12 protein-coding genes are annotated in these 14492 nt (G+C 39.1%); 5 read left to right on the top strand and 7 right to left on the bottom strand.

The window, feature by feature from the left end; translation table 11 throughout:
* Positions 1–10: 10 nt before the first annotated feature.
* On the bottom strand, positions 11–982 hold the full coding sequence (locus B9A18_RS13445) for an electron transfer flavoprotein subunit alpha/FixB family protein (RefSeq protein WP_084289833.1): 972 nt from the start codon (positions 980–982) through the stop codon (positions 11–13).
* Between the two features lie 14 nt (positions 983–996).
* Positions 997–1734, bottom strand: coding sequence for an electron transfer flavoprotein subunit beta/FixA family protein (locus tag B9A18_RS13440; RefSeq protein WP_084289832.1), 738 nt, complete (start codon positions 1732–1734; stop codon positions 997–999).
* Between the two features lie 172 nt (positions 1735–1906).
* Here B9A18_RS13440 and B9A18_RS13435 point away from each other — a divergent pair, with 172 nt between their 5' ends.
* Both B9A18_RS13435 and chrA read left to right on the top strand, forming a co-directional pair.
* Positions 1907–2242: a tetratricopeptide repeat protein gene (locus B9A18_RS13435; protein WP_084289831.1), complete on the top strand. Its 336-nt coding sequence runs from the start codon at positions 1907–1909 to the stop codon at positions 2240–2242.
* A gap of 10 nt (positions 2243–2252) precedes the next feature.
* Positions 2253–3455 carry a chromate efflux transporter gene (chrA, locus tag B9A18_RS13430; RefSeq protein WP_235005320.1) on the top strand — a complete coding sequence of 401 codons (1203 nt, stop codon included), beginning with the start codon at positions 2253–2255 and terminating at the stop codon, positions 3453–3455.
* Between the two features lie 4 nt (positions 3456–3459).
* On the opposite strand, the gene dnaB is transcribed toward chrA, so the two are convergent.
* Entirely contained in the window at positions 3460–5031 is a 1572-nt protein-coding gene (gene dnaB / locus B9A18_RS13425; protein ID WP_084289829.1) for a replicative DNA helicase, read from the bottom strand.
* A gap of 163 nt (positions 5032–5194) precedes the next feature.
* Here dnaB and rlmB point away from each other — a divergent pair, with 163 nt between their 5' ends.
* On the top strand, positions 5195–5959 hold the full coding sequence (gene rlmB / locus B9A18_RS13420) for a 23S rRNA (guanosine(2251)-2'-O)-methyltransferase RlmB (protein ID WP_084289828.1): 765 nt from the start codon (positions 5195–5197) through the stop codon (positions 5957–5959).
* Positions 5960–5980: 21 nt separating this feature from the next.
* Here rlmB and B9A18_RS13415 read toward each other — a convergent pair whose 3' ends face one another.
* The 3 genes from B9A18_RS13415 to B9A18_RS13405 form a co-directional block, all read right to left on the bottom strand.
* Positions 5981–7252, bottom strand: coding sequence for an Hsp70 family protein (locus B9A18_RS13415; RefSeq protein ID WP_084289827.1), 1272 nt, complete (start codon positions 7250–7252; stop codon positions 5981–5983).
* Positions 7253–7343: 91 nt separating this feature from the next.
* The gene (locus B9A18_RS13410; protein ID WP_084289826.1) at positions 7344–8435 is read right to left on the bottom strand and encodes a mannose-1-phosphate guanylyltransferase; all 1092 of its coding nucleotides are present in this window, start codon (positions 8433–8435) and stop codon (positions 7344–7346) included.
* A 16-nt stretch (positions 8436–8451) separates the two neighbouring features.
* Positions 8452–9417, bottom strand: coding sequence for a KpsF/GutQ family sugar-phosphate isomerase (locus B9A18_RS13405; protein WP_084289825.1), 966 nt, complete (start codon positions 9415–9417; stop codon positions 8452–8454).
* A gap of 89 nt (positions 9418–9506) precedes the next feature.
* On the opposite strand from B9A18_RS13405, the gene recQ reads away from it, so the two are divergent.
* On the top strand, positions 9507–11696 hold the full coding sequence (gene recQ, locus B9A18_RS13400) for a DNA helicase RecQ (protein ID WP_084289824.1): 2190 nt from the start codon (positions 9507–9509) through the stop codon (positions 11694–11696).
* Positions 11697–11711: 15 nt separating this feature from the next.
* Positions 11712–12527: a 3-deoxy-8-phosphooctulonate synthase gene (gene kdsA / locus B9A18_RS13395; protein ID WP_084289823.1), complete on the top strand. Its 816-nt coding sequence runs from the start codon at positions 11712–11714 to the stop codon at positions 12525–12527.
* A gap of 26 nt (positions 12528–12553) precedes the next feature.
* Here the strand turns inward: kdsA and B9A18_RS13390 are convergent, their stop codons facing one another.
* Positions 12554–14449 carry an OmpA family protein gene (locus B9A18_RS13390; protein WP_084289822.1) on the bottom strand — a complete coding sequence of 632 codons (1896 nt, stop codon included), beginning with the start codon at positions 14447–14449 and terminating at the stop codon, positions 12554–12556.
* Positions 14450–14492: the final 43 nt, after the last annotated feature.

Raw genomic sequence — 14492 nt, 5'->3', positions numbered from 1 at the left:
TGACAAAATATTACCCTTTATGTGCTTTTAATGCCTCTATTAATTTTGGTACTACTTCAAATGCATCGCCAACGATTCCATAATCAGCCACTTTAAAGAAAGGTGCTTCAGGATCTTTATTGATCACTACAATAGTTTTTGATGAACTTACACCAGCTAAATGTTGGATTGCTCCTGAAATACCTATCGCAATATACAAATTTGGACTGATAGCGATACCAGTTTGTCCTACGTGTTCTTCATGCGGTCTCCAGTTGGCATCTGATACCGGTTTTGAACAAGCTGTTGCAGCACCCAACAGGGAGGCAAGTTCTTCGATCATACCCCAGTTTTCAGGACCTTTTAAGCCTCTTCCCGCTGATACAACTAATTCTGCATCGGGTAAAGATATTTTATTGGTTGCTCTAACAACTTCTTTAACGATAGCAGCAAAGTCGGTCGATTTTACTTCCGGATTGAAAGTTTCAATGGCTACAGCTGTAGCATTTTCTTTAACGCCAAAAGCGTTAGGGTTAAGCGCAATTACTTTTATAGCTGAAGTTAATTCAACAGTAGCAAATGCTTTTCCTGAGAAAGCTGTTTTCTTAACCTGGAATTTTCCACCATCAAGATTCGGTAATTCTACTGCGCCATCTACTAGCCCTGCCTCAAGTTTTACTGCAATACGTGGCCCTAAACCTTTTCCGGAGAAAGAGTTAGATAATACAACTACTGTTGCATTTTCTTTTTTTGCTGCCTCTGCTATAACAGCTGCATAAGCCTGATTTACGAAGTTTTTCAACTGGTCGTTTGAAACGCTTAAAACTTTAGAAGCGCCATATTTACCTAGTTCATTTAATTCATTCTCATTAACATTACCAATTGAAATAGCGGTTAAGCTGCTATTCTGTTTATCTGCAATGGCTTTTGCGTAAGAAACTGCTTCAAATACAGACTTCTTAAATTTACCATCTACTTGCTCTACATATACTAAAACTGACATAAGATCTTTTTTTATTAAATTACTTTTGCTTCCTGGTGTAACAGGTCGATTAATTTAGCAGTTTCTTCCGCTGGGACAAGTTTAACTGTACCACGTGGCGGAGGGGTTTCAAATTGTTGTACTTTACTAAGTTGTGCTATCTCCTTTGCTGCAACCACTTGTAGAGGTTTTGTACGTGCAGACATAATTCCTCTCATGTTAGGTATTTTAGGTTCAGCGGTTCCTTCTGCACAGCTGGCAATAAATTTACCGCTTACTGAAATCACTTCTTTACCACCTTCAATTTCACGTTCTACAGTTGCAGTCGTTCCATCATAGTCTAATTTCTTAATGATAGAGATAGAAGGGATGTCTAAGAATTCACCAACCATTGCTGCCACCTGAGAGCCGTTGTAATCGATAGATTCACGCCCACATAAGATCATATCAAAGTCGTTGCTTTTAGCGTATTCAGCGATCTGATAGGCAGTAAAATAAGCATCTCTTGGTGCAGCGTCGATTCTTACTGCATCATCAGCACCTATAGCCAATGCTTTTCTGATTGTTGGTTCAGTAGCGCTTTCCCCAACATTGATTACGGTTACTGTACCTTTTCCACCTTCACAAAGCTCTATGGCTTTTGATAAGGCAATTTCATCATAAGGATTTACGATAAATTGTACTCCTGATGTATTGAATTGTGTATTATCGTTGGTAAAAGTTATTTTTGTGGTCGTGTCGGGCACGTTACTGATACAAACTAATATTTTCATAGATTTATAATTTGATTTTTAAAGGTTATGATGTTATCACTAGCTTTGATCTTTTTAATTAATTGTAATCTCATGATATTTCATAGATTAATATATTTGATTTTTAAAGGTCAAGAAGTTTTAACTTCAAATTGTCTTTTTGCAAATCTAATTAAAAAAGCAGGGATTTAAAATGCAAAGTACCCGATTAGTAAAGTTATTAGAGTTTTTAGAAAGTGATCCTAATGATCCGTTCGTATTGTACGCGTTAGCGACTGAGTATAATACCTCAAATGAGACAGAAAAAGCCCTTGAATATTATTTAAGGTTAATTAACGACCACGCGGATTATGTCGGTACCTATTACCATTTGGGTAAGTTATATCAGAAATTAGATCAAACAGAGCGCGCTCTGGAAATCTATCAGAAGGGGATGATTGCAGCGCGGAATAAAAGAGATATGCATGCTTTCTCTGAGCTCCAGGGGGCTTACAATTCGGCTGCCGGTTTAGATTATGAAGATGATTAATTAAGACGGGGTGAGTAGAAAAAGGCAATTGTTGTTTATCCGTAATGTATTCCTTTTTACTTTCACGGCTTTTGGTGGTGCCCAGGCGCATTTAGCACTTTTACTCAAGTATTTTGTAAAAAACGTTAGGTTTATTTCTGAAGAAGAGTTACTTGAGTTGAATGCGCTTGCTCAAATATTGCCGGGACCGGCTTCTACGCAAACGCTTGTAGGTGTTGCTTATAAAGTGGGAGGGCTAAAGCTTTCCATCATTACATTTTTGATCTGGATATTGCCTTCTGCTGCAATTATGACCTTCGCTGCAATTAGTTTTGCGAAACTGGATCATAAAGACAAGTTCATCGAAATTTTAAAATACATACAGCCGATAGCATTGGGTATCGTAGCATATGGCGCCTTTAACCTGGCAAAAAGAGTTTTGGTATCACAATTAACTATTTTTTTAGCGATATCTGCAGCCATTGTAACTCTGGTATTAAAAAACGCCTATGTGTTTCCACTGGCCATATTAATGGGAGGGATAGTTTCCTCTGCGATAGGCACACCGTCAGAAGAAAGTAAGATCAGGTTAAATCTTTTTTCGAACATTAACCCTAAAAAGCTTACTTACTTTTTTGGAGTGCTGCTATTTTTAGCCTTAATGGGTGCTATTATCAACCGAACTTCACCTTTTAGTTTACCTATCAGGTTATTCGAGAATTTTTATCGTAATGGTATTGTGATTTTTGGCGGCGGACAAGTGCTTGTTCCCTTGATGTTTACGGAGTTTGTGCAAATGAAGCAGTACTTAAGTGCTTCAGGCTTTTTATCGGGCTTTGCTTTGCAACAAGCACTTCCTGGTCCAACATTTTCTTTTACCAGTTACCTGGGAGCGTTAAGCATGAGGAATTTCGGTTTTGGCATTACAGGTCAGATTTTGGGAGGATTCGTAGGTGTTATTGGAATTAACTTACCTGGTTTGATTCTGGTGTTATTTATCGTTCCGTTTTGGGAGGACCTAAAAAAAATAACCCATATCAAATATTCTTTAACAGGGATTAATGCAGTAAGTGTTGGGTTTATTATTGCCGCATTTATATTACTGCTATTACCAGTGGCTTTAAATGCAATGGCAATAGCAATAATGGTTGTTACCTTTTTGATTCTAAATTATACCAGAGTTAGCACTCCATTTATTGTGCTGGCGGGTATATTGTTAGGTTACTTTTTATAGTGCGTTAAAAAGGGGCGTCATCATGCATGTCGTCCATGCGTGATGGCTTAATGATTACATTTCCTGCAGGTCTGTCAAAATCCGCTGAAGGTGCCATTCCTGCACTTGGGCTATCCATAGAGAATGAGGTTGGTGCAGAGAAACTTTCTTCCAGATCCGCAAATTTAACGTACTTACCAATAAATCGAAGTGGTACAATACCGGTCTCACCATTACGGTGTTTAGCGATAATAACCTCACCAACACCTGCCTGGGAGCGTCCTTGCTCATCTTCGGTGATACCGTAATATTCAGGTCTGTACAGGAAGAGTACCATATCCGCATCCTGCTCAATAGATCCGGATTCACGTAAATCCGATAGCATTGGCCTTTTTCCGTTTACACCTGGTCTACTCTCTACAGCACGACTCAACTGAGAGAGGGCTAATACTGGTACATTTAATTCTTTAGCTACAGATTTCAGTGCTCTTGAAATACTACCAATTTCCTGCTCCCTGTTTCCGCCACCGCTTTGTCCTTCGCCTTTACCATGCATCAACTGCAAATAATCGATAATGATTAATTGGATGTCGTATTGTGCTTTTAGCCTTCTGCATTTCGCTCTGAATTCGAAGATGTTTAGGGCCGGGGTATCATCTATTAGGAGTGGAGCTTCTGTAAGTCCACCTATTTTGCTATGTAATTGCTGCCATTCCCATTCAGCGAGATTTCCTTTTCTAATCTTTTCCTGTTCAATCTCAGCTTCTCCGGAAATCAAACGATTTACGAGCTGTACCGAAGACATCTCCAGCGAGAATACTACGGCGGGGCGGTGAAATTGAACAGCAGCATTTCTGGCACAGGTTAATACGAAGGCCGTTTTACCCATGGCGGGACGAGCAGCGATAATCACCAAATCTGATGGCTGCCATCCACCTGTAATACGATCCAGATCCGTAAAGCCTGATGGTACTCCAGTTAGACCATCACTTTTTGTTCTTAATTCTTCTAAAGTAGCAAGGGATTGCTTTACAATCTCGTCCATTTTTTGCGTGTCCCTGCGCAAGTTGTTTTGGGCGATGTCAAATAAGCCTTTTTCAGCCTGGTCAAGCAGGTCGAAAATATCAGTCGTATCTTCATAAGCGTTCTGTATGATCTCTGATGAGATTCTGATCAGTTCCCTCTGAATATATTTTTGTGAAACAATCCGCGCATGAAACTCAATGTTTGCTGCCGAGGCAACTCTGTTTGTAAGATTGGTGATGTAGTAAGCGCCGCCAATCATTTCCAGCAAACCCAAGGTACGTAACTCTGAAGTAACAGTTAAAATATCTACAGGCTTTGATTTTTGGAAAAGTCCCTGAATCGCTTCGAAGATTTTTTTATGCCCTTCATGATAAAACATATCTGCCTTAAGGATATCGATAACTGTAGATAAAGCGTCTTTTTCGAGCATTAGTGCGCCTAAAACAGCCTCCTCAAGGTCAATGGCCTGGGGCGGTATCCTGCCCATAGTGCCCACCGTATTGCTTAATCTGTTCTTCCTTGCACTGAAGCTTGCCTTATCTTGTCCTTGTGATGCGTGATCGTTACTCATGCCTGCAAAATTATAGAAAAAATAGGTCGTTTTGGTATTTCTTTATGAACATTTCGACATTCATGAATACCATCATTCCTATATCGCTTTGATGAATTTTTGATTTTTGCTAACAAAACTATGTGGAAAAGAATGACTATTTTTGCGGCTCAATTTAATATTAATGGAAAATTCCAGAAGACCTTCAAGACCTAAAGAAAATAATGAATTTGTATTTGGTATACGTGCTGTAATAGAAGCTATTAAAGCTGGAAAAGATGTAGAAAGTATTTATATACAACGTGGACTTACCGGTGAGATCATTTTAGAGCTAAAGACTTTATTAAAAGGTACTGACATCCCTGTACATAATGTGCCGATTGAAAAGTTGAACAGGATGACACAGAAAAATCACCAGGGTGTGATTGCTGTGATTTCTGCTATTGCTTTTCAAAAGATTGAAGATATTATTCCAACCATTTATGAAAAAGGAGAGACGCCTTTAGTGCTGATACTAGATGGGGTTACGGATGTAAGGAATATGGGTGCGATTGCCAGAACTGCTGCCTGTGCAGGTGTGCATGCAATTATTGTTCCTTCAAAGAATTCGGCGCAAATCAATGCAGATGCCATCAAGACTTCAGCAGGAGCTTTGTTTACCATTCCGGTATGCAGACATCAAAATTTACATAAAGTAGCGCTTTACTTACAGGAATGCGGTTTACAGATCGTGGCTTGTACGGAGAAAACGAATGACTTGATTTATGCGCCTGATTATACTGCGCCAACAGCAATAGTGATGGGAGCAGAGGATGAGGGGATTTCTAACGAAATCATGCGTATGGCTAATCATCTGGCTAAAATTCCAATGATTGGGGAGATTAGCTCGCTGAATGTATCGGTATCAGCAGGAGTTATTTTATATGAGGCCATCAGACAGCGTCAATAGCTGAAGATGACCCCTAATTCATTATTCTTCATCAAATAAATAACCGCTGTAGGCTAATCCTTTGGCAACACTCATAAAGTTGTCGCCCGTATGGATGGGCACATCCGGAAATTTGGTGTTAAACAAGTTCTTAACTGCTGTAACCATTGAGGTACCACCAGTTAAGAACAAACTGTTTATGTCGCCGGGCTTGATCTGATGAGCAGTTAAAAACTGATCCAGATAGTGACTGATTTTTGTCATGTCTTTTTCTATGATGGTTTCATACTGATCAATTGTGACTTCTTCTTCAATCTCTATTTCCATTTTGGAATACTTAAATACTGATGAGGGTTGTTTAGATAATTCTATTTTCGTTTTTTCAATAGACTGAAATACAGAATATCCAAGGTTGTTGTCAGTTAGTGTGATCAGGTTTTTAAAGCTCTTGTCTTGCTTGGCGTAATGGTAATAGGTTTGTATATCGTTTTTGATCTTTTGCCCATTAAAAAAGTTCATTTGTTCCCATGAACAGATATTCGCAAATAGGGATACCGGAACTTTTAACATTTTTCCAGGTGCAGCCTCGTACATGGTGTGCTTTCCAAAATATGGTGTGCCTTTTTCCCACATAAAAGCCGAATCGAAACTGTCTCCACCGATATATATACCACCAGTGGCAATGATATCTTTCCTGCGGTCTTTACTGCCAATTTTGGTAGGATCTAATTCCAGGTAGGTAAAATCGGTTGTCCCTCCACCTAAATCGGCAACTAATACCTTTTCCTTTTTACTGATGGTTTTTTCGTAGGCAAAGGCAGCACCTATGGGTTCAAATTGAAACCTTACCTCATCGAAGCCTGCATTCTCAGCCGCTTTATTCAGTCTTTTCTGAGCAAGTGCATCCTTAGAAGCATTGTCATCGTCGAAAAATACCGGTCTTCCGATAATAGCTTTTCGGCAGTCGGTGCCTGTAATTTGATCAGCCCTGCTTTTTAATTCCATCAGGATTAAAGTAACGAGGTCTGAGGCATTGAATCTTTTATTGTGAATCCTTGTTTCAATAAAGCTACTTCTAGGCAGGATACGTTTGATGGACTTCATGAAGCGCCCTTTCATTCCATCGCTAAGGTAAGATGCAATGGCTTCTTCACCTACAACATATTTTAATGGTTCGGTGGCTGCCTGTTCACTTTGAAAGTATAGAATAGATGGAACAATAATGGTGTCTATAATCTCTTTTTTCTCTTCATCATAGATCGATAGGGCAGAATTGGTTGTTCCAAAATCAATTCCGTATAAAAACTTACTCATTGTAAAAGGGCAATATTTGAAGGGTTATAAAAAAAGCATCCGAATCGGGCAAAACCAAATCCGGATGCGTATGGTATTTTAAGCTAAAAGACTAAATGAACTTCGTTCCAAATTTAGCTTTAACATCAGCTACTATTTGTTTGATGCTTTGTTCTTCTGATCTTGGGCAGATCAGAAGCGTATTGTTCGATTCCACGACAATATAATCATGTAATCCCTGCAGTATGACTAGTTTATCCTTAGGTACATTAACCATACAGTTTGATGAATTGAACATCATTACCTGTTTTGCCGGTATTACTGCATTGCCTACATAATCATGTTCTGCAATGTCGTATATCGATGCCCAGGTGCCTAAATCTGACCAACCAAAGTCTGCTGGTAAAACATAAACATTTTCGGCTTTTTCCATAATACCAAAGTCTATCGAGATGTTTGTACATTGCTGATAAGCATCACTGATAAAATCTTTTTCTTTCTTGGTATTATACAGCGAATTACCTTGCAGAAAAATATCATGCATTTCTGGAAGGTGTTTAGAAAATGCATTGTTTATTGATTTGGCAGACCAGATAAAAATTCCGGCATTCCACAAGAAATCTCCACTTTGTATAAACGATTTTGCTAAATCAATATTCGGCTTCTCTGTAAAGATCTTTACCTTATGAATTTGGTCGTCGGTCTTTAATGTGTTTTCTATGTATTGAATGTAACCATATCCGGTGTCGGGGCGGCTCGGCTTAATTCCAAGTGTGATCAGGCAGTTGTTTTCTGAAGCTGCTTTTAAAGATTGCTCAATTGCTGCAAAAAACGCATCCTGATTGGTAATGGTATGGTCGGATGGGGCAACAACAATGGTAGCATTTGGATTAAGATGGGCAATTTTCATGGATCCATAGGAGATACATGGTGCGGTATTGCGCATGATCGGCTCGGCCAGGATCTGGTTTTCGTCTAGATCAGGTAGTTGTTTTTTGACGATATCAATATAGATTTCATTGGTTACAACAAAAATATTTTCTGGCGGACAAATCTTTAAAAATCTATCGTAAGTACTTTGAATCAATGTTTTTCCAACTCCAAAGAAGTCGATGAACTGTTTCGGGAATTCTGTTCTGCTAACTGGCCAAAAACGGCTGCCAACTCCACCAGCCATTATTAATGCATAATTATTTTTATTCATGTCAAGTTAGAAAGTGTTAAATAATGCCTTCCTGCAGAAGGTCGTGCAAATGTACGATACCAAAATAATTTCCGGCATCAGTAACCAATAATTGAGTGATATTGTTTTCTTTTATGATTTGGAGTGCTTGAAGTGCTAAGCTGTCTTTCTCGATTTTTTTCGGAGTAGGATTCATTAAATCACTAGCTTTAATATTGGTTAAATCGGTGTGGTTCTGCAACATCCTTCTGATGTCTCCATCGGTAATGATGCCCAAAACTATATTTCCTTCAACAACAACTACAGCACCTAAACGGTTTTGACTAATTTCTATGATGACGTCTTTTACCGGGGCTTCGGGACTTATACTCGGTTTTTGGTTTTTTACGGCCAGGTCTCCGGTTTTTAAATATAGTTTTTTACCTAGTGAACCACCGGGGTGGTATCTTGCGAAATCTTGTTCATTAAAGTTTCTGGCGTGCAGCAAACAAATAGCCAGTGCGTCGCCCATGGCAAGCTGCGCAGTGGTGCTGGTTGTAGGAGCCAGGTTATGCGGACAAGCCTCTTTTTCAACAAAAGTATTTAAGATCAGATCTGCCTGCTGGGCCAGTTCGGAATTCAATTGTCCAACCATACCAATCATGGTATTCCCTGATAGTTTTAACAGGGGTGCCAGAACCTTTATTTCAGGTGTGTTTCCGCTTTTAGAAATGCAAATTACTACGTCGTTTTGTTGGATCATACCCAGGTCGCCATGTACAGCATCTGCAGCATGCATAAAAATAGACGGGGTGCCTGTAGAGTTAAAAGTTGCCACGATTTTTTGGGCAATAATGGCGCTTTTGCCAATTCCTGTAACGATTACACGTCCCTTACTTTCGATAATTAAGTTAACTACCTTAACAAAATCATCATTTATATTCTTAATTAAGCCTAAAATGGCCTCAGCTTCCAACTGTAAAGTGCTGACCCCGGCGTCGATAATAGATTTTTTACTTTTCAAACAGAATTAATTAGTATATTGATGCTTTGAATTAGTGCAAAATTATGTTATTTTGAAGTAAAAATAGCACTGAATATTTTATACACGAAATGGATGTGAAAAAGTCGTTGTTTGACAACTTACAAACCTTTTTTGGTTTTGACAATTTTAAAGGTGATCAGGAGTCAATAATCACCAATGTTCTTGAGAAGAAGAATACTTTTGTGATCATGCCTACAGGTGGGGGGAAATCCATATGTTACCAGTTACCAGCATTGATGAATGAAGGGACTGCAATTGTTATATCCCCGTTAATAGCTTTGATGAAGAATCAGGTGGATCAGTTGAGAGCTTTTGGGGGGAGTGATAGTATAGCACATTTTTTAAATTCGTCTTTAAACAAGACGGAAATTGCCCAGGTTAAAAGTGATTTATTAAGCGGACAGACGAAGTTACTTTATGTAGCTCCGGAGTCGCTTTCAAAGCAGGATAATATTGATTTTCTGCGACTGATTAAAATATCGTTTGTAGCGGTTGATGAGGCGCACTGTATTTCTGAGTGGGGCCATGATTTTCGACCTGAGTATCGCAAGATAAGACAGGTAATTAGCGGATTGGGAGAAGGTATTCCTATCATTGCATTAACTGCAACTGCAACCCCTAAGGTGCAGCAGGATATTATTAAAAACCTTCAGATGAGCGATGCTACGTTGTTTAAGTCTTCGTTTAACAGGCCAAACCTATTTTATGAGATCCGTCCCAAGCGTGACGTACTGAAAGAGATTATCAGGTATATCAAATACAATACCGGAAAATCGGGTATTATCTATTGTCTGAGTCGTAAGAAAGTTGAGGAAGTTGCAGAAGCATTAAACCTAAACGGGATAAAGGCTTTGCCTTACCATGCCGGTTTGGAGCCTAAAGTCAGAGCTGAAACTCAGGATAAGTTCCTGATGGAAGATGTAGAGGTGATTGTAGCTACAATTGCTTTTGGAATGGGGATAGATAAACCGGATGTTCGTTTTGTTATCCATCACGATATTCCTAAGAGTATGGAAGGCTATTACCAGGAAACTGGTAGGGCTGGAAGAGATGGTGGTGAAGGTGTTTGTATTGCCTTTTATGCGCAAAAAGACGTAGATAAGCTGGCTAAGTTTATGAAAGACAAGCCTGTATCTGAGCGTGAAATTGGTACACAAATATTGAAGGAAGTAATTGATTATGCAGAATCCGGCGTTTGCCGCAGGAAGCAGATCCTTCATTATTTTGGCGAAAACTTTAATGAAACCGGTTGTAATTCCATGTGTGATAATTGCAAGAAGCCGAAAAAGCTGTTCGATGCCGAGGAATCTTTATCCGTGCTGTTAAAACTGATCCAGAAAATGGGTGAGAAGTTTGATGATGCACATATCATCAATGTTTTAATGGGGTCAGAAACTGCACAGACCATTGCTTACGAGCACAGCAAATTGCCCGAGTTTGGACTTGGAGTAGTTGAAGGGGAGAACCACTGGAAATCATTAGTTAGACAGGCAGTATTGAATAACTTTCTTTCTAAAGACATCGACAATTATGGCTTACTTGGTTTAACTAATTCTGGCCGAGGTTTTATAGAAAACCCATACAGTCTTAAATTTTTGCTAAACGAGCCTATCGATAGTGCTGCCGATGATGACGAGGATGATGTAAAGCATGGCTCAGGCACATTGGATACGCAGCTATTGCAACTGCTTAAAGATTTGCGTAAGAAAATTGCCAAACAGAAGAATGTACCTCCGTTTGTGGTTTTCCAGGATCCTTCATTAGAGGAGATGTGTACGCATTATCCAATAGCGATGGATGAGTTAAAACAGATTTCGGGTGTAGGAAATGGTAAAGCATTGAAATTTGGTGCTCCTTTTCTGGAATTGATTAAGAAATATGTTGAAGACAATGATATAGAACGTCCTATAGATCTGATCATTAAAACTCAAGCCAATAAATCTCAGTTAAAAGTATCTATTATTCAGAATATTGATAGGAAGATCGGACTTGAGGATATTGCAAGGGCCAAAGGAATTACGTATGATGATATCTTGAAAGAGATTGAGGCCATTGTAAATTCGGGTACAAAACTGAACCTGAGCTATTTTGTAGATGAGGTAATTGATGAAGATCGTCAGGATGAAGTATTTGATTATTTCCAGTCGGCCGAAAATGACTCTATAGATGAGGCATTAAGTGAATTAGGTGAGACAGATTATTCACGTGAGGAGATACAGTTAATGCGTATTAAATTCATGTCTGAACTAGGTAATTAAGCGTAAAATAAAGTAATGATAAACTTTTCATTAGATAAATTAAAGCATACAGATTCCGGCAATTTCTTTTTAATGGCAGGACCATGTGCGATTGAAGGAGAAGATATCGCGATGCGAATTGCGGAGCGTATTGTAACCCTAACCGATAAACTCGAAATCCCCCTTGTTTTTAAAGGGTCATATCGTAAGGCAAACCGCTCAAAAGGTGGTTCTTTTACAGGGATTGGTGATGAAAAAGCACTTAAGATTTTAGAAAAAATAGGTAACACTTTTAATGTCCCAACGGTAACAGACATTCATGAAAGTGGAGAAGCTGCTATGGCTGCAGCGTATGTTGATGTTTTACAGATTCCTGCTTTCCTATGCCGTCAGACGGATTTATTGATTGCTGCTGCAAAAACCAATAAAGTGGTAAATGTGAAAAAAGGACAGTTTCTTTCCGCAGGTTCAATGAAGTTTGCAGTCGAGAAGATCGTTGAATCCGGAAATAACAGAGTGATCCTTACTGATAGGGGAAACACTTTTGGATACCAGGATTTAATTGTGGACTATCGAGGCCTTCCGGAAATGCAAAGTTTTGGTGTTCCTGTCGTAATGGATTGCACGCACTCATTACAACAGCCTAATCAAAGTTCTGGAGTTACCGGTGGTAAGCCAGAACTGATTGAGACCATTGCAAAAGCTGCAATTGCGGTAGGGGCCGATGGACTGTTTATTGAAACTCATCCGGATCCGGCAAATGCTAAATCAGATGGTGCAAATATGCTTCAGCTCGATTTACTGGAAGATTTACTGGTTAAACTAATTAGAATAAGAAAAGCGGTTATTTAATCGCTTTTCTTATTTATATCCTTCCCTTAGATTTTTGTAATAACAAATGAGGTTCTTCTGTTTTGTTTACGTCCTGTTTCCGTATCATTTGAAGCAATAGGTTTACCCTCGCCATAACCTTTATAGGTTAGCCTTTCTGGGGCAATTTGTGCTTCGATCAGGTGGTCATACACAGCTTTTGCACGCTGCAATGATAATTTCTCATTCTGAATATCATTACCTATGTTATCCGTATGACCTTGGATTTCAATCTGCAAACTCATATTGTTTTTAAGCAACTCTTTGAGCGTATTTAATTCAGTTATCGAAGCAGGCAATAGCACATATGCGTTGGTATTGAAAAATATGTTCTTTAGTACCATATTCTTTCCGGCAATTAGTTTTTCCAGCGCTACATTTACCACAAATGGTTTGTTCACATAAGTACTGTCTAACTGATAATTCTCAGAATAAAAAAGGTAGCCGTCTGCTGTTACATTAAAGGCGTAGCTGCTTCCAATGGGCATTACAGCCATAAAATCACCCGTTTCCTTTGAAGTGAAATCATTATAGACTACTTTTCTGGTTTTTAAATTTACAACCTGAACATTGGCTTCCAAAAATGCTTTACTCTCTTTATCAGTGACAATGCCTTTTACATAGGTAATTGGTAAGGGTTTTTTATGTTCCGGCATCGTAAACTGATAGATATCCATATCGCCGTAACCACCTTTTAAATTGGATGAGAATAATCCATCTGTGCCATCGGGCGTAACGATTAAGCCAGTCTCCTCATTAAAGGTATTAATGGGGTAGCCCATGTTTTCAGGTTTCGTCCATTTACCATGCTCATCAGCGCGGCTAAGAAAAATATCCTTATTCCCCATACCTGGCCAGCCGTCAGAGGAGAAGTACAATGTTCTTCCATCTGGATGGATAAATGGGGTATGCTCATCATATGGGGTGTTAATTTCCGGTCCAAGGTTTTCAGGATTGCTCCAATATCCATCAGCCTTTAAGGTACTTTTCCATATGTCGTAACCACCAAGACCGCCGGGTCTGTTACTTACGAAATATAAGGTACTTCCATCCGGACTGATGGCGGGTTGCGATTCCCAGTATGGGGTATTAATTGGAGCACCCAGATTAAAAGCTTCTCCCCATTCTTTTCCGGTTTTATGGCTGACATAAATATCGCATCTTCCTAATCCATCTGGTCTGTTACATCCTGTAAAAAACAAATATAAACCGTCAGGGGAAATGGATTGAGCACCTTCATTGTATTTTGTTGTATTAATTTTTTCACTCAGAGGAATAGGATTGCTCCACGACTGATTGGTTCGGAAAGACGTATGAAAATCTTCATTGCCATCTATATTCCTGCTAAAAATTAACTGGGTTCGGTCGGCAGTAACAGAGGGAAAGTAATCGCGATGGGTTGAATTAATTTCCCGACCCATATTTACCGGTTCATATTTTACAGGATGTTTTAATGCTTCAACAGCAAATTCACAATCCTTTAAATATTTTTTTGCCTTGTCGATGAAATCAGGATCTGATCCTTTATAGCTTGCTATAAATTGGGTGATGTTTTTTAAAGCATTTTGATAATCACCGGTAAAGATTCCGGCCTCAGCAAAACCATAATAAACGCGGGGTTCAGGGGTTCCACCAAGGGCTATTGCCTGTGCATAATTTTGCTTTGCCTGTTCATACAATTTAAGCCTGCGGTTGATATCTGCCAATTGTACATAAGCCAATTGAAAAGCAGGGTCGGCCTTTACAGCTTCCTGTAATAAAGTTACTGCCTGATCGTAATTACTTGTGGTAAGGTGTTGTTGTGCTTTATCAAAATTGGCTTGTGCTTTCTTTACTGTGGAGTTTTGGGCACCAACACTTTGAATGATAAAACACAGGAAGACTAAAAGCGTAATTTTCTTCATCAATGCTACAATATGGATTAACTATGGTGTTAAATGTAGCAAA

Source organism: Pedobacter nyackensis (genome assembly GCF_900176505.1).
Classification (GTDB): domain Bacteria; phylum Bacteroidota; class Bacteroidia; order Sphingobacteriales; family Sphingobacteriaceae; genus Pedobacter; species Pedobacter nyackensis.
The sequence above is the reverse complement of the archived record's forward strand: the minus strand, read 5'-3'. Positions and strand labels throughout refer to the sequence as shown.